Origin of the sequence: Macrococcus sp. 19Msa1099 (assembly GCA_019357535.2) — a bacterium.
GTDB lineage: Bacteria > Bacillota > Bacilli > Staphylococcales > Staphylococcaceae > Macrococcoides > Macrococcoides psychrotolerans.
This window is the reverse complement of the sequence record CP079955.1, coordinates 794963-817203: the sequence shown is the minus strand read 5'-3', so window position 1 is coordinate 817203 and position 22241 is coordinate 794963. Positions and strand designations below refer to the sequence as shown.

Genomic DNA, 22241 nt, shown 5'->3' with positions numbered 1-22241 from the left:
AGTATACATTAAACAGTTTCTTTTTGCTTATAAGTTATCACGCCAGTTAATTAATCCTTCAATATCACTTTGTTCAATCTTCCCTGTCTCACTTGCAACCTCAACGAGACTATCGAAATCAGAAAGCGTATAGTATGGATATCCTGCTTGTGCTAATCTTTCTTTCCCTTTGCTTAATCCGTATGTAAATATTGCAACGATGCCTAATACATCCGCACCATGCGCTGTTAATGCATCCGCTGCTTCAATCGCTGATCCCCCAGTAGAAATTAAATCTTCTACGACAACAACCTTCTGCCCTTCTAATACACGGCCTTCAATCTGATTCCCTTTACCATGTTTTTTACTGGATGAGCGCACGTAACTCATCGGTAAGTTCATCTTCTGTGCAGTAAATGCTGCATGTGGAATACCTGCAGTCGCTGTTCCTGCTAATACCTCTACATCACTGAAATGTGTTTCAATCAAAGACTTTAAACCTTCAGCAATCTGATCTCGTACCGCAGGATAACTCATTGTTAATCGATTATCACAGTATATCGGACTTTTAATTCCTGAGGACCAGGTAAACATATCATTCGGTTGTAATGATACTGCTTCAATTTCTAGCAATGCTTTTGCGATTTCTTTATTTAACATCTGTTTCCCACGCTTTCTTTATTTGATGATATTTTGCGACTGGATTTGTATCTTGTGTAATTGAACGCCCGACAACGATATGTGTTGCACCATTCAATTTCGCAAATTCAGGCGTTGCAATGCGTACTTGATCGCCTTTTGCATCTTCAGGTGTACGAATACCCGGCGTTACTTTCAGAAATGCATCACCAAGTACCTCTCTAATCATTGCACTTTCATTTGCCGAACATACGACACCATCAAGTCCAGACTTCTGTGCTAACGTTGCATAGTTTAAAATACTGTCATTAATGGAAGACTGAATGTTCTGCTCCTGCTGCATCATGAGTTCGGAAGTACTTGTCAGCTGTGTCACTGCAATCAGAGATGCATTGCTACCGCTATCACGTAACCCTTCTAAGGCACGCTGCATCATGATGGAGCCGCCAGCAGCATGTACATTCACCATCTGAATATCTAGATTTCCTAATCCTTTCATTGCCTGACCAACTGTATTCGGAATATCATGCAACTTTAAGTCCAGAAAGATCTCATGACCTTGATTACGAATTTCTTTTATGATATCCGGGCCATTCTGTAAATAAAGTTCCATCCCTACTTTAACAAATAATGATTCATTGAACGGCTTTAAAAATATTCTTACGGCTTCCATATCTTTAAAGTCTAAAGCTATAATGGGTTTTGTCATTTCACTGCCTCCTGTGTACGTCCTTTTAATTCATGAATATGATTAGCACCCAATTTATCTAAAAGACCTGGCAATGCATCAATGATATCTTTACAAACTGTCGGATTCTGGAAGTTTGCTGTACCAACAGCGACGGCATCTGCACCAACTGAAATATAGTCGATAACGTCCTGTGCTTCTGTAATGCCACCCATAGCGATAATCGGAATATTCGGCAATGCGCGACGCACTTCATAAACCATACGCATCGCAACTGGTTTAACAGCAGGGCCACTTAATCCTCCGATTACGTTAGAAATAATCGGAACACCCGTTCTTTCATTGATCCTTAACCCTACTAATGTGTTAATCATCGTAATACCATCGGCATATTCAGCAACTGCACTCGCCATCTCTACAATGTTTGTAACATTTGGAGAAAGCTTGACGTATATTGGAACACTTGATACTGCTTTAACTTTACGCGTTAATTCCTTCGCAGTGTCAGGATCAGTCCCGAACTGTATACCGCCCTCCTTAACGTTCGGACATGAAATATTAAGTTCAAGTGCACACACATTCGGAGCCTTTGAAATCTTCTCTGCAACTTCAACGTAATCTTCAACTTTAGAACCTGCAACATTTGCGATGATGGGTGTTTCAAATTGTTCCAGCCACTTCAGTTCATGCTGAATAATATGGTCGACACCTGGATTCTGCAATCCTATCGCATTGATCATACCACTTGATGTTTCTGCAACACGCGGCGTCGGATTACCGAATCTGCGTTCTGGTGTCGCAGCTTTAATCATTATTGCACCGAGTTCATTTAAGTCCATAAACTGTGCATACTCTTTACCGAAAGCAAAGCATCCACTCGCAGGCATGACCGGGTTTTTTAAGTTCAATCCTGGTAGTTCAATATTTAATCTCATAGTGCAAGTGCCCCTTTCTCAAATACTGGGCCGTCCGTACAAATCTTCACGTAGCCATCTTCATTATCCGCTTCACATACACATGCATAACATGCCCCGATACCGCATCCCATACGCTCTTCCAATGAAACAAAACCTGGCGTATGTGGTAACGTCTCCTGTATCGCCTTAATCATGACGATTGGACCACATGTATAGAACGTATCATAGTCGACCGGTATCGCATTTATAACATCTGTTACAAAACCTTTCGTACCATATGTCCCATCAACTGTCGCAACATGCGTCGTACCAAGCGCTTCAAACTGTTTAATATAAAACATATCTTCAGCCGACTGAAAGCCGAGCACGTGGATTGTTTTAATGCCACGTGCATTGAGTTGCTTAGATAATTCATATAATGGTGGTACACCGATACCTCCACCGATGAGTAATGCTGTTTTCTGTGCAGCTTCTACTGGAAAACCATTCCCTAGTGGTGCTAATATATTTACGCTATCACCTGATTTCAGTTGTGATAACTGCGTTGTACCTTTTCCTTCAGCACGATATAAACACGTTAAAGTCTGTGCCTGTTGATCTACTGAGCAGATAGAAATTGGACGTCTCAGCATAAACTCTGAACTGTTGCCAACACGCATATGCACAAATTGTCCCGGCTTTGTCATGTTTTTCGTAATGTCACCTTGTAAAACGATTTCGTATATATTTCTTGCGATACTTGTTTGTTTAACGACTCGCATCTCTTCCTGCATCAATAGACCCCCTACATTTGATTCATATTAAATGTCATGCTTTCAATGACTTCAAGTAATGCTCGTGCTGTATCAAGAGATGTTAGACATGGTACACCGTTATCAACTGAATCACGACGAATCTGGAAGCCATCACGTTCAATTTGCTTCCCTTTCGTCATTGTATTGATGACGATCTGGACATGTCCGTCACGAATAACATCAAGTAAGTTAAATTCGCTACCAATCTTACTCACTTCAACAACCGGAATATCATTTTCTTTAAGCAACTTCGCTGTACCACTCGTTGCCATAATGCGGTACCCTACTTCATGGAAACGTTTTGCAAGCCCTAGTGCTTCTGCTTTATCTTTATCAGCAACTGTAATAAGCACAGTGCCGTGATCCTTAACTTGAAGTCCACTTGCAACCAGCCCTTTATATAGTGCTTTTTCTAACGTAATATCTTTACCCATCACTTCACCTGTAGATTTCATCTCAGGTCCGAGTGTAATGTCAACATTTTTAAGTTTAGAGAAGCTGAATACCGGCGCTTTGACATAAACACCTTCTTTGTAAGGAACAAGTCCGTCTTTGTAACCTTTAGAAATTAACGATTCACCTAAAATTGCTTTCATCGCTAAGTTTGCCATCGGTACGTCAGTAATCTTACTTAAGAATGGTACTGTACGGCTCGCGCGTGGGTTTACTTCAAGCACGAATACTTCATCATTACTAATAACATATTGAATGTTCAGTAATCCTTTAATCTCTAAACCATGTGCTAAACGTTTCGTATAGTCTTCCAGCGTCGCAATTTGCTTTTCAGTTAATGTTTGCGGTGGATATACCGCAATCGAGTCACCTGAGTGAACCCCTGCACGTTCGATATGTTCCATAATGCCTGGAATTACGACCGTTTCACCATCACAAATCGCATCAACTTCAATTTCTTTACCTGTTAAATATCTATCGATTAATACAGGATGCTCAGGACTCGCTTTAACAGCTTGCGTCATATAATTGATCAGTTCTTCTTCGTTATAAACAATTTCCATCGCACGTCCACCGAGTACATATGAAGGACGCACAAGAACAGGATAGCCGATAAAGTCTGCATTTGCTACTGCTTCTTCAACAGAAGTTGCAGTTTTACCCAGAGGCTGCGGAATTTCAATTCTCTGCATTAACGCTTCAAATTCTTTACGGTCTTCGGCACGATCTAAATTTTCTAAAGATGTCCCTAATACTTTCACACCATATTTCGTAAGTTTTTCAGCTAAGTTAATTGCTGTCTGTCCACCAAACTGAACTACAACGCCTTCTGGCTGCTCCAGGTTAATGATGTTCATCACATCTTCTTCCGTTAAAGGTTCAAAGTATAGTTTATCTGAAATAGAGAAATCTGTTGAAACAGTCTCAGGATTATTATTAATGATAATTGCTTCATAACCCGCTTCACGAATCGCCCATACAGCATGCACTGTTGCATAGTCAAACTCTACCCCTTGACCGATACGGATTGGTCCAGATCCAAGCACGACAACTTTCTTCTTATCAGAACGAATAGATTCATTTTCCGTTTCATACGTTCCATAGAAGTAAGGCGTATTCGATTCAAATTCAGATGCACATGTGTCCACCATTTTGTAAACAGGCAGAATATTGTTTGCATGACGGATATCATAGATTTCTTTTTCTGTCATATTCCAGCGATGGGCAATCACTTTATCACTGAATCCGTATTTCTTAGCCCAGATTAAGTGATCGATATCACCGACATTGTCCTTTAAGTCATGCTCGATATCAATGATATGCTGGAACTTATTTAAGAAGAAATAATCAATTTGTGTCATCTCATGAATCTCTTCTAAAGTCACACCTCGACGGATTGCTTCACCGATGAAGAAGAGACGCTCATCATCTTGTTCACCGATTCGCTGTTTAATGAAATCAAGTTCAAAGTCTTCACCGTTTGGTAATCCAAGGTGATGTACACCATACTCTAACGAACGAATTGCTTTAAGCAATGACTCTTCATATGTTCGTCCGATCGCCATAACTTCACCAGTCGCTTTCATCTGCGTACCTAGCACACGTTCACCTTTTTCAAATTTATCGAATGGGAAACGCGGAATCTTAGATACAACGTAATCAAGTGCTGGTTCAAATGCAGCATAGCTTGTACCTGTTACTGGGTTCATCATCTCATCAAGCGTTAGCCCTACAGCAATCTTCGCGGCAAGTTTCGCAATCGGGTAACCTGTAGCTTTAGATGCAAGTGCTGACGAACGTGATACACGTGGGTTTACTTCTATAATGTAGTAATTGAATGAATGGGGATCCAGTGCTAACTGTACGTTACATCCACCCTCTATCCCTAATGCACGGATAATCTTCAACGATACGTCACGTAACATATGATATTCTTTGTCTGTTAACGTCTGACTCGGTGCGACAACGATCGAGTCTCCTGTATGAATTCCAACTGGATCAATATTCTCCATATTACATACTACGATGGCATTATCGTTTGAGTCACGCATCACTTCGTATTCAATCTCTTTATAACCTGCAATGGATTTCTCAATCAAACATTGTGTCACAGGTGAATATTTCAGACCATTTGTCACGATTTCAACGAGTTCTTTTTCATCGTGACAGATACCGCCTCCTGTTCCCCCCATCGTGAATGCTGGACGAACGATTACCGGATAACCGATACTTGTCGCAAAATCAATCGCCTGTTGAACCGTATTAACGATATCACTTTCAGGGACAGGTTCATTCAGTTCATTCATTAAGTTACGGAATAAATCTCTGTCTTCCGCTTGTTCTATTGAAGATAATTTCGTTCCAAGCAGCGTAACATTATTTTCTTCCAGAATTCCTGCTTCATGCAGCTGAACCGCCATGTTTAATCCTGTCTGTCCACCAAGTGTCGGCAGTAATGCATCTGGCTGCTCTTTACGAATAATACGTGAGACAAAGTCTAACGTTAAGGGTTCGATATAAACCTTATCTGCAATTTCAGTATCCGTCATTATCGTTGCAGGGTTTGAGTTCACCAATATTACTTTATATCCTTCTTCTTTTAATGCCAGACATGCTTGAGTACCTGCATAGTCAAACTCTGCAGCTTGTCCAATAATAATTGGCCCTGAACCGATTACGAGAATTGTTTTGATATCATTACGTTTAGGCATTTGTGACACGCTCCTTATTTTCTTTCATTAAGTCGATAAACTGATCAAATAAATAGTTTGGATCATGAGGACCTGGTGACGCTTCTGGGTGATACTGCACCGAGAATGCAGGTAATGACTTATGCTTCAGCCCTTCTACTGTTCCATCGTTTAAAGCTGTATGTGTAATTTCAAGGCCCGTGTTTTTAATCGATTCCGGATCCACCGCGTAACCATGATTTTGAGATGTGATTTCAATCTTACCTGTCGCTAAGTTTTTCACTGGATGGTTAGCACCACGATGTCCAAACTTCATCTTGAATGTCGTTGCACCACTTGCGAGTGCGAACAGCTGATGTCCTAGACATATACCGAAGAATGGAACTTTTCCTAAAATCCCTTTTATCATTTCGATTCCTTCAGTTACAACTTCTGGATTCCCTGGTCCGTTCGACAGCATTACACCGTCCGGTCTCAGCCTGATAATCTCCTCAGCTGTTGTCGTATATGGCATTACTGTTACGTCACAGCCACGTGAGTTCAGTTCACGGACAATGTTTTCTTTCTTTCCGAAATCGATAAGCACGACACGCAGATCGTTACCTGTAGACACATATGCACTTTTTGTTGATACTTGCGCAACTTCATCTGTAGGTAGCGTTTCTTCTTTCAAACGTTCAATTGTCGCATCAATATTACTTTCATCATTGATGATGGCAGCTTTCAGTACCCCGTGCTGACGGATTATACGTGTTAATTTTCTAGTATCTACACCGTCAATCCCCGGAACATCATAGCTTCTTAATGTCTCATCCAGTGTCGCCATATTGCGGAAGTTACTCGGCAAATCACATGCTTCACGTACAACCATACCTTTAAGAGAAGGGGTTAACGTTTCGAAGTCGTCACGGTTAATACCGTAGTTTCCGATTAACGGATAAGTGAATGTAATGATTTGTCCTGTATATGACGGATCTGATAATGTCTCCTGATAACCTGTCATCGCAGTATTAAATACGATTTCTCCTACTACCTCTTTGTCACTTCCAAATCTATATCCTTTAAATGTAGTGCCATCTTCTAATACAAGATATCTTTGTTTACGCATGTTGCCCCTCCTGATAAGCGATTTGTCCTTCGACAAGTGTTAGCTTCACATTGCCGTAGACACGTTCTCCGATAAATGGTGTGTTGTTTGACTTTGATAAGAAGTCTTCAGCTTTAATTTCATATTCCTCGTCGAGATCAATGACTGCGATGTCTGCAATACTACCAACTTCTAAAGATTTGCCGTATGGTAAATCAAACACTTGACCTGGTTTTACTGCTAAATAGTCAATAAGCTGGCCTAATGTCCAATCCTCATTTTTAACGAATTTTGTATATAACAATGGAAATGCTGTTTCACTGCCAACGATACCAAACGGTGCTTTTATCATCGGCTGATCCTTCTCATCTGCAGCATGAGGTGCATGATCTGTTGCGATAAAGTCGATTGTGCCGTCAAGTAATGCCTCTATTAATGCCTGATGGTCCTCTTCACTACGAAGCGGTGGATTCATCTTAAGAATCGCATCATCTTCTGTAATTGCAGTTTCATTCAGTAATAGATGATGGGGCGTCACTTCTGCCGTCACTTTAATGCCTGCACGCTTTGCGTCACGTATGACACGCACACTTTCTTTACTCGATACGTGGCACACATGATAGTGACAATCCGCTGCTTCAGCTAATAGTACATCTCGAGCAATCTGTACAGCTTCACAAATTGAAGGAATACCAGGAATATTAAGGGCTTTTGATACTTTCCCTTCATGCATTGCACCACCGTAAATGAGTGAATTATCTTCACAATGGGCAACAATTGCCATATTAAGTTGTGCAGCCTGCTGCATCGCTTCATACATGATAGATGCTGTTTGTACACCGACACCATCATCTGTAAAAGCAAATGCACCGTGTTCTTTTAGCGCCTTAAAATCCACTAAGTCTTTTCCAAGTTGTCTTTCGGTGATAGATGCATACGGTAACACACGCACTTTCGCATGCTGTTTAATCGATTGATTCAATGCTTCAATACGTTCCACACTATCAGGAACTGGTCGTGTATTCGGCATCGGACAGACTGTTGTAAATCCACCGCGTGCTGCTGCACGTGTGCCTGTTTCAATCGTCTCCTTATGTTCACCACCAGGTTCACGCAGATGAACATGTACATCAACAAAGCCCTGCGTTACAAACTTACCGTCAAGGTCAATAATTTTTGAATTATAGACGTTTAACTTTTCACCCATCTCTACTATTTTCCCGTCTTCTATTCGAATATCCTTTGAAACAAGTTCATCATTAACTAATACTTTTCCGCCTCTTAATAAAGTTGACATATTCAACACTCCTATCGATTATTTTCAATGACTTGACTTAAAATACTCATACGTGTGTAGACACCGTTTTCCATCTGCTTAAAGATACGTGACTTCGGCGCTTCAACAAGTTCACTATCAATCTCGACACCCCGATTCACTGGGGCCGGATGTAATATAATAGCGTCCTCCTTCAATCTATCGTACCTTTCTCTTGTTAACCCATACATCCTGTTATAGTTGACTTGAGAAAAGTTTGAAGCATCTTCGTCATGACGTTCATGCTGCACACGTAGCAGCATACAGACATCAACCTCTTCAATCGCATCATCAATCCTGACATATTCAGCATCCAATGAATGATCCTGCCAAATTTCAGGTGCAACAAATTTAACTTGTGCACCTAGACTAGAAAGCGCATGATAATTACTTCTTGCGACACGTGAATTTAAGATATCTCCACAGATGATTATCTTCAATCCTTCAAACTTTCCATATTCTTCATAGATGGTCATCAAATCCAGTAGACACTGTGTCGGATGCTGACCGCTGCCATCTCCTCCGTTGACTACCGGTATGTTAAGGCGCTTTAACTGCTCGTAATAATTATTCTCAGGATGTCTGATTACCAGCACATCGCACCCAATACGCTCAAGCGTCTTACAAGTATCATACAGACTTTCACCTTTCGTTACACTTGAAGTACTCGTTTCAAACGGTATGACTTGCAGGCCGAGCTTTCTCTCTGCCATCTCGAATGAGCATTTTGTACGTGTTGAATTTTCAAAGAAGAGATTTGCCGTATAAATATTTTCATAGCGTTTTATTTCACCATTTTTAATCATTATTGCACGTTCAATCGTGTGCATAATTTCATCATTTGAAAGTTCAGTAATCGAATGCAGATGTTTCATTATTCCACCCCTTAATAGTCTTCATGTACTTTTGATTCAGGTAATATCGCATTGAGTAATATTCCAGCCAGTGCTGCGAGCGCCATGCCTTCGATGTTCAAGTTGATTTGACCGACACTAAAGTCAAGATGTGCTTTACCGATACCCAGCACTAATATGACTGAAGCAATCACTAAGTTACGCTTATCCCCAAAATCCACTTTGGATTCGACGAGCATTCTTAAGCCACTTGAAGCGATAATCCCGAATAATAATATTGAGACACCACCCATAACTGGTGTCGGAATACTTGATACGAGGGCTGTAAACTTACCTACAAATCCAAGAATCACGGCAAGTGCTGCGGCCCCTCCGATGACCCATATACTATAGATACGTGTAATCGCAAGCACCCCGATGTTCTCACCATATGTCGTGCTCGGTGGTCCACCGATAATTGAAGCGAGCATCGTTGAGACACCGTCTCCAATTAAGCTGCGATGTAATCCCGGATCTTTGAAGAAGTTATGTCCGACGATCTTATTGATCACAACCTGGTGACCGATGTGTTCACTCACTGTTACGAAGACGATCGGCAGCATAATAAGGACAAGCATCCAGTCAATACTCGGTGTATAGCTTACGAACGGAACATGTACGTCCGGAAGCTGGAACCATTTTGCTTTTTGAATGCCACTTAAATCTACGACCCCAAGACCTAATGCTGTGATATATCCGACAATTATGCCAATGAGTACTGGAATGATTGACAGGAAGCCTCGAACGAGCACCGAGAAGATAATCACTGTAACGAGTGTTGCGAATGCAATAAATAAGTATTTAATGCTATACCCTTCCATCGTCCCACTATTTGTATACATCGCCATGTTTACAGCTACAGGGGCTAGTCCAAGTCCGATGACCATAATAACAGGCCCGACAACAACAGGTGGCAGTAATTTAAGCAGCCAGTTCACACCTACGAACTTGATGACTATTCCGATAATCACATACATCAGACCACTCATAAAAAGCGCCATCAACATTTCACCTAGACTATGTGTTTTTAATCCCACAATAATCGGTGTGATAAATGCAAAGCTTGAGCCAAGATATGCAGGAATCTTTCCTTTAGTAATCAATATATAGAGCAAAGTCCCTAATCCTGAAGCAATAAGCGCTGCTGATACAGGTAGCCCCGTCAGAAAAGGTACAAGTACAGTTGCACCAAACATTGCAAATAAGTGCTGAGAACTTAAGAGTAACCACTCACTTGCTTTCGGTTTCTCATGCACATCTAATATTGGTTCAACTGTTCGTTCATAAATTTCTTCGTTTGTCATAATATCCCTCCATATAATAAAAAAAGTCTCTTTGCGTACGCAAAGAGACTTAAGTGTCTGTTATCACTTAAACCCTTTGCTGGTCTCTCGTACCAATTTAAAAGGATTACTTAATATATACTTGTGTTTTGTCGTCAACTTCATCCAGCATGACAACAATTTCTTCACTTAATGCTGTTGGAATATTCTTACCGATAAAGTCTGCACGAATCGGGAGTTCACGATGCCCTCTATCTATTAACGTAGCTAAGCTGATACGTTTTGGACGTACATGATCGAGTATCGCATCAAGCGAGGCGCGCACTGTTCTCCCTGTATAGAGCACATCATCAACGATGACGACATGTCTATTATTCATATCTGTATCAATCGTATATGCAACGACGTCCTGTGAGACACGATCTGTCACATCATCACGATATTGTGTTACATCTAATACACCTGTAGGCACAGTAATTCCATCAATCTTCTCAATTTTAGACTGAATGCGTTGTGCCAGATAAATACCACGCGTTCTAATACCGAGTAATACAAGGTCATGTGCACCTTTATTATTCTCTAATATTTCATGTGCGATTCGTGTCAACGTGCGGTCAATTGCCTTGTCATCAAGAATAATACGCTTATCCATAGTGTCCCTCCTAAAAAAACCTCACGCCAAATAGACGTGAGGTTTTCTCGACGCCTTATAAGTCTCTCTGGACTTATTTAAAAGCTTAACGTGATTTATTTAGATTAATACTAACACTCTAAAATGTTTTGTCAATCGAAAAAGTAAAATTACATACTATTTTCTTAACTTTGTCAGCAGTTCTTCAAAGTATTCTGGAAGCGGTGCACTGTGTTCAATATATTCTCCAGTAACAGGATGTTCAAAGCCTAATACGCCTGCATGTAACGCCTGTCCACCGATATCCATCGTCTTCTTCGGACCATATTTCGGGTCTCCGACAAGTGGAAAACCGATATGCTTCATATGCACACGAATCTGATGTGTACGACCTGTTTCAAGCACACATTCTACAAGTGTATACTTATCAAATGTTTCAAGCACATTAAAGTGTGTAACTGCGTGTTTACCATTGTCAACAATAGCCATTTCCTGACGGTCTTTCTGATTACGCCCAATCGGCGCATCAATTGTACCAAATTCATGCGGAATCACGCCATGAACTAATGCCGTATATTTACGCGTAACGGATTTATCCACGAGCTGATCGACTAGACCACGATGTGCAATATCATTCTTGGCAATCATCAATAGTCCTGAAGTATCCTTATCGATACGATGAACGATGCCTGGACGAATCTCACCATTGATACCTGATAAGTCTGTGATTGCATGCATCAATCCATTCACTAACGTTCCATCTGGATGTCCTGGTGCAGGATGTACCACCATACCTTTTGGTTTATAGACAATAGCAACGTCCTTATCTTCATAATAAATTTCTAAACCTAAATCTTGTGCTACGAGATCGATCTCTTCTACTGGTTTCTCAGTCACTGAAATTTCATCATTTAAACGCAGTTTATAATTCGATTTAATGACTTTGCCGTTCACTAAAACGAGATCGTTTTTAATCCAGTCCTGAATCTGACTGCGTGACCAGTCTGGATTTGCATCCGCAAGAAATTTGTCAATACGTATGCCTGTTTCTTCTTCGTTTATTTCAAAATTAAATGTTTCCATGTGATTTCTCCTCTTTTTGGTTAAATAAAAGCTCATAAAGTAAAATAAATACGCCGATTGTCAGACAACTATCCGCAACATTAAATATCGGAAAGTCATAGTTAATAATCTTCGTATCGATAAAATCAACGACATTCCCTCTAAATAATCTGTCGATAAAGTTTCCGATTGCACCTGCAAAAATAAGCATTAGTCCACACTGCATCAGTAAATTATCTGCTGCTTCCTTATAATAAAAATAGATAAGTGCAATGAGTACGATGATAGTAATAATATAGAAGAAGATCATCTGATTTTGAAGCATTCCCCATGCCGCTCCGTAATTACGATGAGAAGTTATTTGTAATACATCACCGATTACAGGTATGCTCTCTCCGATATTCATTGTCTTTACAATAATATATTTTGAAATTTGATCCATCAATATCAATATGGCGGTATATAAAGTCATTGGTATAATGCGATATTTACGATTCATGTCCTCACTCCAATCTTTGTTATTTTAACACATAAACGTCGTTTCGTCTTCAAACTTATTAGTTTACATAATATTTTTATTTAATTTGGGAAATTCTATAATCAAGTTAGCCACCTACGGTGTGCTTTAAAAAAATAAAAAATGAGCCATGTGCATCCATGTTAATATTGTAGTTACCACAACAAACAATAAGGAATGAATGCAAATGACTCATCTAAATGGTACCACTAATCATATTAAAGGAAAACACTTAACTGAATTTGAAAGACATCAAATTCAGATTTTGAAGAGTGAAAATTATTCAAATCGTGCTATTGCTAAAATTTTGAATAGAGCACCTCAAACGATTAACAATGAGATCAATAGAGGAACTGTTAAACAAATTAAGCGCATAGTTTCTAATAGTAAAGAATATTTTTATGATTATGAATGCTATTTCCCTGATGTTGCTCAACTTAAATATGAAACAAATCGTATGAATTCTTGCAGGACACCAAAACATCAGTTATCTCATGCTTTTATTGATTGGGCTGATAAGATGATGTTGAATAAAAAATGGTCTCCCGATGTTGTAATAGCCTATGCTAAAAAGAATAATATTTTTTGTGATTCTATTATTCCTTGTGTTTCAACACTATATAACTGGATTGAAAGAGGAATTATGAAGACCTCTAATATCGACCTTATAGAGAAGATATCACGAAAACCAATTACAAATAGAAGACCTAGTCGAAAAAATAAAAAAGTATTAGGAAAATCTATCGAAGATAGAAGTCACGAAATCAATTCTAGAGATGTCTTTGGTCATTGGGAAATTGATACTGTTATTGGTTCTAAACTTAAAAACGAAAGAGCGTTACTTACACTTGTTGAAAGACAGACACGATATGAAATCATCGTTCCTATTAAAAGTAAAAATAATGATGCTGTCACATTAGCATTAAGTCAATTAAAAGATCAATTAGATAATTCATTTTCACGAATATTCAAGTCTATTACTTCTGATAACGGATCAGAGTTCAGTGACCTTACGGAGACACTACCTGACACTGAAATATACTTTACGCACCCTTATTCATCATGGGAACGAGGTACTAAAGAAAACCATCATAAATTCATTAGACGGATAATCCCTAAAGGAATCAGTATGGAATCAGTATCTGATGAGATAATTTATCGTATCCAAAACTGGATGAACAATTATCCCAGAAAAATTCTAGATTATGAAACACCTAAATACCTGTTTCTGAAGTCACTAAAATCCGAAGGATTATTAAGTGAACCATTAAGCTACTATCTCTATTAATTTGGATGTAGTGGCTAACTTGCAATTGAAATTTTCGTTTTATTTAATTTTAAAATACTTAAAAAAAAAAAAAAAAAAACCAGGAGATCCTGGTTTTAATATTATTTAGATTCAAGTACTGATAAACATCTTGGACACACATGTGGGTGTGCGTGGCTTTCTTCTGTAAGTACTGTAGAGTAATTCCAGCAGCGTTCACATTTCTCACCTTCAGCATGCTTTACAAGTACGTTACTCAAGTTATAATCTGTTCCTTGCGGTTCATCAACAACTTCTGCATAAGATGTGATGAAGAGTTGATGCAGATTATCGAATGATTTGAGCAATGCTTGGTCCTCTTCGTTTTTCGCCTGAATATATACAGCCGCTTCAAGTGATTTACCGATTACTTTATCGTTACGTGTTTCTTCGATTGCTTTTAGTACATCATCGCGAATCTCTAGGAAATGATTCCATTTACCGATCAACGCTGTGTCTACAGTCTGTACTTCTGGCATATCTGCTAAATGTACGCTTTCTTCATCCACATGTGGCGTATGGCTCCAGATTTCATCAGCAGTATGTGGAATAATTGGTGCTAACACTTTCGTTAATGATGTCAATACTTCATAGACAACCGTCTGCATACTACGACGGACATGACTATCCTGTGCTTCGATATAAAGGATATCTTTACCATAATCCAGATAGAAGTTACTTAATTCTACGTTGATAAAGTTCTGTAACTCTTGATACATGAATAAGTAATCGTTATTATCATAATGTTTATGTGCATTATTAACGAATGTATATAATTTATTTAACATAAACTGATCAATCTCTACAAGTTCTGCATAAGGAACGGCATCCGTTGCCGGATTAAAATCATTTACATTTCCTAACAGGAACTTAAATGTGTTACGAATCTTACGATATACTTCAGAGACTTGCTTTAAGATATCATCAGAAATACGAACGTCTGCTAAATAATCTACGGACATTACCCATAGGCGGATAATATCTGCACCCATCTGTTTGACAACTTTCTCTGGTAGTACTGTATTTCCTAATGATTTACTCATCTTACGTCCTTGTCCATCCATTACGAAACCGTGCGATAATAATTTCTTATAAGGGGACTTGCCACGTGTAGCAACTGCTGTTGTGATCGATGAGTTGAACCATCCACGATACTGGTCACTCCCTTCGAAGTATAAATCAGCTGGGAATGATAATTCCGGACGCGCTTCCAATACACCACGGTGAGATGAACCTGAGTCAAACCAAACGTCCATAATATCTGTTTCTTTTGTAAATACTCCGTTCGGACTACCTGGATGTGTAAACCCTTCTGGCAATAAATCTTTCGCTTCTCTTTCGTACCAAACGTTTGTCCCATGCTTTTCAACAAGTGTCGCAACATGTTCAATTACCGCTTTATCCATGATGATGTCACCATTTTCGGCATAGAATACTGGAAGTGGCACGCCCCATACACGCTGACGTGAAATCACCCAGTCACCACGGTCACGAATCATATTGTAAATACGCGTCTTACCCCAGTCCACTTTAAATTCTGTTTCTTCGATTGCATCCAGGATATCTTGACGCACTTTATTAATCGATGCAAACCATTGTGGTGTGGCACGGAAGATAACTGGTTTCTTCGTTCTCCAGTCATGCGGATATGAGTGCTTGAAGAAGTCAAGTTTTAATAGGTGACCTGAAGCTTCTAACTTCTCAGTGATTACTTTATTCGCTTTGTCGTAGTACATCCCTTCAAATTCACCAGCTTCACTTGTGTAAACGCCTTTACCATCCACAGGTGAGATCACATCTAACTCATATTTCTGACCGATGATAAAGTCATCTTCCCCGTGTCCTGGCGCAGTATGTACACATCCTGTACCAGCGTCTGTTGTAACGTGATCCCCTAAGATGATTAAAGACTCACGATCGATAAATGGATGACGTGCTTTAACAAATTCTAAGTCAGCACCCTTGAACGTCTTCTCAATCTGAACACCTTCTTTGTCCCAGCCAACTGCATCACAAACATTATCTAATAAAGCCTGTGCTACGATATATGATGTATCATTTACACGTACTTGTACATAGTCTAAATCTTTGTTTAACGCAATCGCAACGTTAGCGGGTAATGTCCAAGGCGTCGTCGTCCAGATAACAAATTTCACATCATCATCGACTAAACCTTTACCATCTAATACATCAAATGCAACATAGATTGAAGGAGATACTTTATCTTGATATTCAATCTCTGCTTCAGCTAATGAAGATTCGCTTGAAGGCGACCAGTAGACAGGTTTTTTACCTTTATAGATATATCCTTTAGCAGCCATGTCACCGAACAGACGAATCTGCTCAGCTTCAAATTTTTCCTGCAATGTAATGTATGGATTCTCCCAGTCACCATTAACACCTAATCGTTTAAAATCGGACTTTTGTAATTCAATTTGTTCTAAGGCATATGCGCGACATAATTCGCGGAACTCCGCTTCAGACATTGATTTGCGGTCCACTCCTTTTTTCGTCAGTGCCGTTTCAATCGGAAGACCATGCGTATCCCATCCAGGTACATAAGGGGCATAGAATCCATTCATAGCTTTATAACGCATAATCATGTCTTTAATAATTTTATTTAATGCATGTCCCATATGAATCTGTCCATTTGCGTAAGGAGGACCATCATGAAGAACATAAGGCGTTCTACCTTCGTTTTTCTTTAATATTTTTTCATAGAGCTTCTTTTCATCCCACTGCGCCTGAATTTGGGGTTCTTTATTCGGTAAACCTCCACGCATCGGAAAATCTGTCTTCGGCATTAATAATGTGTCTTTATAATCCATAGTTCTTCTCCTTTAAAAAAGCGAGTCTATAATCATTAATCAGGACGACAATTGCCGCGGTACCACCTGGATTAACTCTTACAGAGCTCGCTTTATGTTTAGTATGGTTTTTTTGAGTAGAGTGATCTGATTAAAGGCGTTATGCCAAGGCTCACACTATCCCTCGTTCGCTTTCATAACAGGACTTCAATCCGGTTCTACATGTTTGTTATTTCTAATATTAACATGAAACTTTAAAAAACGTAAGTCCTAGTTTTCAGAAATTTCATTTTTATCTACTGATCCGCCACCTTGATTTACAGCTGGATCTATTTGAGGGGCAGCATCTTCTTGTAATGGACGTGTATCCAGTTCATAGTTAAGCAAATAATCCCAGTCTTCAGTTTTAAGAAGGTCTAGCTGCGCTTCAACTAACAGCTGGAAACGTGATCTGAAAATCTTAGATTGGCGCTTCATATCTTCTGTCTGATAAGCAATTTCACGCGCTTTTTGCATAGCATCATTCACGATGAGATCGGCATGACTTTTTGCATCCTTAATAATGACATCTGCCTGCATGCCTGCAGCTGCCTTGATTTCATCGCCTGCACGTTGTGCGACTAGGATAGCATCAGAAATCGTATTCTCTACATTCTTAAAACGATTGATATTCTCGTCTTTATCAGCAATCAGCTGTTCCAGCATCTTCTTTTCACGACGTAATGTTTCAAGTTCATTGCTTAATTCTTCCAGATAGTTACGGACTTCATTTTCATTCAGACCTTTATGTACTACGTTGAACTGTTTTAACTTAATTTCTTCTGGACTATATTTCATTGTCTCACCTCGTACTATTGATTAAATAATGTTTTATATGTAATTCGGTTTTTATTCTTTTTCGTTAAATCTCCTATTTCAGTAAGCTGCGCACGACCATAGCCTTTAATTGAGAGTGTATCCCCAGACGCAATAACGAAGCTTACTTTATCTATTATAACATGATTTACCTTAATATGACCTGCTTCGATATGCTTTTGCGCTATCGCTCTTGATTTACGCATCATTTCAGCAACAACCACATCGAGCCTTAAACTAGAAACTGTGGCATGATGTGATTGATATGTTTCAACGGCCTCATTCAATGTATCTGCATCTATCGCAATAAGTTTTACGGTTGATCCTTTAAGTTTTGTCAGATGCTGTACTAGATAATCATTCAAATGAGAGGCAATTACAATCTGTAATTCGTCACCTATAATTATATCCCCGAGATACTCACGTTTAAATCCAAGTTGCATGAGTGCACCAAGAACGTTGCGATGGGTTAACGTTACAAACTTCTGTGCATATTTCACTTTAAAGGCACTGACCTCGAAATCTTCTTGCTGTGCTTCATAGTATTCTGGATAAATGAGTGCACGGACACGTTCTCTTTCGCCACTTCCACCATAAAAAGATACGTTTAAATCCGTTCTGTTGACGAGTGTCGTTAAAATAAACTGCTGTCTTGGATCTAAAAAGTGCGTGAGTATTGGTGCATACTGGCTTTTTGCCTGTGCGACCAGGTCTTCCAATACTTTAACAGTTTCAATTTCTTCATATCTGAAATGCTGATAAATACTCATAAATTCCCTTTCCCAAACATAATTTACCGGTCATAATAGTTTATAAGTAACAAAGCTATCATAACCGGTACGACTTATGCCAAACTGTTTAATATGATGTTGAATATCGCTGCGATGCCTTGCATGAAAAAGCGCAAAACAATCAATGCCGCTATTGACGAAACATCAAACATACCTAGTGGCGGAATCACTCTTCTAAAGGGTTCTAGTATCGGCTCATATACTTTACTCATCATGCGACCAATCTTTGATTCTCTTGCTCCTGGCAGCCATGACATAAAAAAGTAGATGATCATGCCCCAGTAAAATATTTCTAAAAATAGCATTAAAAAATTAAATAGATTATAAACAATCATATATGTACTCATTCATTCTCCTCTTCTGGTGCCTCTAGCATTTCTGTTATCGTACCTGCCACTTCAACGTTGTCAGGTGTACACAAAAAGATATCCTGACCGATACGCTGTATATCTCCGCCAATAGCATACACTGTACCACTTAAGAAATCGATAATACGCTTTGCTGATATTTTATCGATACGCTGCAGATTTACGAGCGTTGCACGTCTATTCTTTAATTCATCTGCAATATCTTGTGTGTCTGAGAATACGCGCGGTTCAAACAAACATACTTTTGAGCTTACATTCATTATATCATCATGCATATTGACAACATTCGCTTTCGTCACTTTTTCTTCATTCACTTTCATCTTAGGTTTCGATTGTTTTTGGAAACTTTCTGTACGTACAACCTTTTTTTCAGGAACATAAGTTTCTTTGACAACCTTTTTTTGCGCAGGTTCTCTTACTTTGTCACTTTGTTCCTCTACATAATCTTCTTCATCTTCATATGCAAAGAATCCTTTAAATACATCTTTAAAAGCCATTATATCCTCCTAACCGACGAGCTTCGTACCAATACGAATAAACGTCGCACCTTCTTCTACTGCAATCTGATAATCATTACTCATGCCCATAGATAATTCTGTACATGGTGCATAAGATAGGTGTGCATCCTGAACCTTCAGCTGCAGCTGCTTCATCGCCTTAAAATATGTTCTTAGTTCTGATTCATCTGCATCTGCTGGCGCCATCGTCATTAAGCCAACCACTTCAATTTGACTATAAGATGCTAAAGTATGAATAAAGTCCATCACTTCATCTCTCTTAATTCCGTGTTTACTCTGTTCATCGCTAACATTTACCTGTACAAAACATTTGATCGTCTTTTCAGCACGTTTGTCAATTTCCTTTGCAAGAGACAATCGGTCAAGTGAATGCAGATAATCCACCTGATTGATGACCTCCTTAACTTTACGTGATTGCAATGTGCCTATAAAGTGCATCGTCGCATCACCTAAAGCTTCACGCTTTTCCAGGAAGCCTTCAATTCTATTCTCGCCAAGATGACAGATACCTGCTTCCATCGCCTCTTTTGCTCGGTCTATTGTAACATATTTTGTCACTGCAATAATAGTCGGAGCTTTGTGATCAGCAGATTTCTGAAGTGCACTTTCAATTTCCTGTTTAATTGTGTCAAGATTCTTTCTGACTTCCATTGTCATCCCTCTTTCCGATATAAGCTAACATCCTGCCGGTATTACCTGCTTCTTTTCGATATGAGAAGAAATCCTCATTTCCAGTTGAGGTGCAGCGCTGTGAGACATGGATATGCGAAGCGGCAATACCAGCATGCTGCGCGATACGCCTATTGATTTCTTTCAGCTCTATTTCATACATATCACCATTCGGTATAAAGCAATCTTCCAGCTGGAGATTCAGTGACATAAACTTTGCTCTAATCTCATCATTAACGACATATGCCTTGCCACTAATCGAAGGCCCGATCACACAATGCAGATGTGTCTTATCACCTTTATATACATTAATGAGCTTTTCGGTGATCATTCCTACAGTACCACGCCAACCTGCATGTCCGAGCGCGATAAAGTTATCGGTCACACTATAGATATAGATGGGTACACAATCTGCAAAACACATGGTCAATAATACTTCTCTATCATATGTATAGAGGCCATCCACATCGTCCAGGGCAGTGGTCAATTCAGTAATATTTATCCCTCTGTCTTCTAATGAAACTTCTTTAATATGAGTTCCGTGCTTTTGAATTGGAAAGACCCACTTTGAAGTATCAAAATTGATTTCTTGAGCAACACGCTGTTGATTGCGAGATACATTTTCTGGTGCATCTTCTATATATCTTGCCATATTCAAAGAAAGCTCTGGATAGTCACTGACACCACCATTGCGACCTGTAATACCAATTATATGTTCATCATCCTTATAGTTAAACGTAACAGCTTTTCTCTTAAATATATCCATAACGACCCCCAATATTGAAAAAGGAGTGGAACATGAGAATGGTCCACTCCTAATATTAAAGCCTTCATTATCTTCTTGATCGACGTGTTCTTGAACCACGATCTCGAATAAAGCTTGGTACATCTAGTCCTTCATCGTTTGATTGACGCTCTCTTGTTTCCTGTACGGGTGTTTCATTGCGCACTTCACGCTCAGGTGCTGGTGCTGAATGACCAAATGAGCTTGCAGGAGATACCGAACGTGTCGGTTTGTCATTAAATCCTGTTGCAATAACTGTTACAACGATTTCATCTTGTAATTCCGGATTAATAACCGTACCGAAAATCATATTTACATCTTCGTCAGCTGCGTCCTGAACGATATCTGCCGCTTCTTGTGCTTCGAATAAAGTCAATGATTCTCCGCCGGTAATATTCATTAGAACCCCTTGAGCACCAACGATTGACGTTTCAAGCAATGGAGAAGAGATTGCCTTTTTAGCTGCTTCGATTGCACGGTTTTCACCGCTTGATACACCAATACCCATCAGTGCTGAACCTTGGTTACTCATGATTGTTTTAACGTCTGCGAAGTCTAGGTTCACTTCCCCAGATACCGCGATTAAATCTGAGATCCCTTGTACCCCTTGACGTAATACGTTATCCGCTTCTTTAAATGCTTCCATCATCGGCGTTGACTTATCAACGATATCTAATAGACGATCATTTGGAATGACGATTAATGTGTCAACTGCCGCTTTCATTGCTTCAACACCGGCAGCAGCCTGTGTCTGACGTTTACGACCTTCAAATGAGAATGGACGTGTCACAACACCAACGGTTAATGCCCCCATCTCTTTGGCAATCTTAGCAACAACAGGTGCAGCACCAGTTCCTGTTCCGCCACCCATCCCAGCAGTAACGAATACCATATCCGCTCCTTGGATTGCATCTTCAATTTGTTCACGTGATTCTTCTGCGGCTTTCTTACCGATTTCAGGGTTTGCACCTGCACCAAGTCCACGTGTTAACTTTTCACCAATTTGAATCTTTGATTCAGCTTTAGATAAGTTTAAAGCCTGGCCATCCGTATTAATCGCAATAAATTCTACGTTGTTCATACCGTGATCGATCATTCGGTTGACGGCATTGTTACCGCCTCCACCAACACCGATAACTTTTAAAGTTGCTAAGTGATTAAAGCCTTGTTCAAATTCTAACATTGTTTTTCCTCC

At 39.5% G+C, this 22241-nt stretch carries 21 protein-coding genes; 1 reads left to right on the top strand and 20 read right to left on the bottom strand.

The window, feature by feature from the left end; translation table 11 throughout:
• Positions 1-27: 27 nt before the first annotated feature.
• The 12 genes from pyrE to lspA all read right to left on the bottom strand — a co-directional run bounded on the left by pyrE (position 28) and on the right by lspA (position 12930).
• Positions 28-639: an orotate phosphoribosyltransferase gene (gene pyrE / locus KYI10_04205; GenBank protein ID QYA33642.1), complete on the bottom strand. Its 612-nt coding sequence runs from the start codon at positions 637-639 to the stop codon at positions 28-30.
• Positions 629-1327: an orotidine-5'-phosphate decarboxylase gene (gene pyrF, locus KYI10_04200; GenBank protein QYA33641.1), complete on the bottom strand. Its 699-nt coding sequence runs from the start codon at positions 1325-1327 to the stop codon at positions 629-631. The genes pyrE and pyrF overlap by 11 nt, the downstream gene beginning before the upstream one ends.
• Positions 1324-2241, bottom strand: a complete 918-nt coding sequence (locus KYI10_04195; protein ID QYA33640.1) for a dihydroorotate dehydrogenase — start codon at positions 2239-2241, stop codon at positions 1324-1326. The genes pyrF and KYI10_04195 overlap by 4 nt, the downstream gene beginning before the upstream one ends.
• Positions 2238-2996: a dihydroorotate dehydrogenase electron transfer subunit gene (locus KYI10_04190; protein QYA33639.1), complete on the bottom strand. Its 759-nt coding sequence runs from the start codon at positions 2994-2996 to the stop codon at positions 2238-2240. The genes KYI10_04195 and KYI10_04190 overlap by 4 nt, the downstream gene beginning before the upstream one ends.
• A gap of 11 nt (positions 2997-3007) precedes the next feature.
• Complete coding sequence (gene carB / locus KYI10_04185; protein ID QYA33638.1) at positions 3008-6181, bottom strand: carbamoyl-phosphate synthase large subunit; 3174 nt, start codon at positions 6179-6181, stop codon at positions 3008-3010.
• Positions 6174-7268 (bottom strand): glutamine-hydrolyzing carbamoyl-phosphate synthase small subunit, encoded by a 1095-nt coding sequence (gene carA, locus KYI10_04180; protein QYA33637.1) that lies wholly within the window; start codon positions 7266-7268, stop codon positions 6174-6176. The genes carB and carA overlap by 8 nt, the downstream gene beginning before the upstream one ends.
• Entirely contained in the window at positions 7261-8544 is a 1284-nt protein-coding gene (locus KYI10_04175) for a dihydroorotase (GenBank protein ID QYA33636.1), read from the bottom strand. Before KYI10_04175 ends, carA begins: the two co-directional genes overlap by 8 nt.
• An 11-nt stretch (positions 8545-8555) precedes the next feature.
• Positions 8556-9437: an aspartate carbamoyltransferase catalytic subunit gene (locus KYI10_04170; GenBank protein ID QYA33635.1), complete on the bottom strand. Its 882-nt coding sequence runs from the start codon at positions 9435-9437 to the stop codon at positions 8556-8558.
• Between the two features lie 11 nt (positions 9438-9448).
• A complete protein-coding gene (locus KYI10_04165) occupies positions 9449-10759 on the bottom strand; it encodes a solute carrier family 23 protein (GenBank protein ID QYA33634.1) in 1311 nt (436 codons plus the stop codon).
• Between the two features lie 106 nt (positions 10760-10865).
• On the bottom strand, positions 10866-11390 hold the full coding sequence (gene pyrR, locus KYI10_04160) for a bifunctional pyr operon transcriptional regulator/uracil phosphoribosyltransferase PyrR (protein ID QYA33633.1): 525 nt from the start codon (positions 11388-11390) through the stop codon (positions 10866-10868).
• A gap of 156 nt (positions 11391-11546) precedes the next feature.
• Entirely contained in the window at positions 11547-12452 is a 906-nt protein-coding gene (locus KYI10_04155) for an RluA family pseudouridine synthase (protein QYA33632.1), read from the bottom strand.
• Positions 12439-12930 carry a signal peptidase II gene (gene lspA, locus KYI10_04150; GenBank protein QYA33631.1) on the bottom strand — a complete coding sequence of 164 codons (492 nt, stop codon included), beginning with the start codon at positions 12928-12930 and terminating at the stop codon, positions 12439-12441. Before lspA ends, KYI10_04155 begins: the two co-directional genes overlap by 14 nt.
• A 205-nt stretch (positions 12931-13135) precedes the next feature.
• Here lspA and KYI10_04145 point away from each other — a divergent pair, with 205 nt between their 5' ends.
• Positions 13136-14236, top strand: a complete 1101-nt coding sequence (locus tag KYI10_04145; GenBank protein ID QYA33630.1) for an IS30 family transposase — start codon at positions 13136-13138, stop codon at positions 14234-14236.
• A 101-nt stretch (positions 14237-14337) separates the two neighbouring features.
• Here KYI10_04145 and ileS read toward each other — a convergent pair whose 3' ends face one another.
• The 8 genes from ileS to ftsZ form a co-directional block, all read right to left on the bottom strand.
• Positions 14338-17082: an isoleucine--tRNA ligase gene (gene ileS / locus KYI10_04140; protein QYA33629.1), complete on the bottom strand. Its 2745-nt coding sequence runs from the start codon at positions 17080-17082 to the stop codon at positions 14338-14340.
• A gap of 249 nt (positions 17083-17331) precedes the next feature.
• Entirely contained in the window at positions 17332-17898 is a 567-nt protein-coding gene (locus KYI10_04135; GenBank protein ID QYA33628.1) for a DivIVA domain-containing protein, read from the bottom strand.
• Between the two features lie 14 nt (positions 17899-17912).
• Positions 17913-18686 carry an RNA-binding protein gene (locus tag KYI10_04130; GenBank protein ID QYA33627.1) on the bottom strand — a complete coding sequence of 258 codons (774 nt, stop codon included), beginning with the start codon at positions 18684-18686 and terminating at the stop codon, positions 17913-17915.
• A 74-nt stretch (positions 18687-18760) separates the two neighbouring features.
• Positions 18761-19054, bottom strand: coding sequence for a YggT family protein (locus tag KYI10_04125; GenBank protein ID QYA33626.1), 294 nt, complete (start codon positions 19052-19054; stop codon positions 18761-18763).
• The gene (locus KYI10_04120; protein ID QYA33625.1) at positions 19051-19572 is read right to left on the bottom strand and encodes a cell division protein SepF; all 522 of its coding nucleotides are present in this window, start codon (positions 19570-19572) and stop codon (positions 19051-19053) included. Before KYI10_04120 ends, KYI10_04125 begins: the two co-directional genes overlap by 4 nt.
• 9 nt (positions 19573-19581) lie before the next feature.
• A complete protein-coding gene (locus tag KYI10_04115; GenBank protein QYA33624.1) occupies positions 19582-20244 on the bottom strand; it encodes a YggS family pyridoxal phosphate-dependent enzyme in 663 nt (220 codons plus the stop codon).
• Positions 20222-21028 (bottom strand): peptidoglycan editing factor PgeF, encoded by an 807-nt coding sequence (pgeF, locus tag KYI10_04110; protein ID QYA33623.1) that lies wholly within the window; start codon positions 21026-21028, stop codon positions 20222-20224. The genes KYI10_04115 and pgeF overlap by 23 nt, the downstream gene beginning before the upstream one ends.
• A 67-nt stretch (positions 21029-21095) precedes the next feature.
• A complete protein-coding gene (gene ftsZ, locus KYI10_04105) occupies positions 21096-22229 on the bottom strand; it encodes a cell division protein FtsZ (GenBank protein ID QYA33622.1) in 1134 nt (377 codons plus the stop codon).
• Positions 22230-22241: the final 12 nt, after the last annotated feature.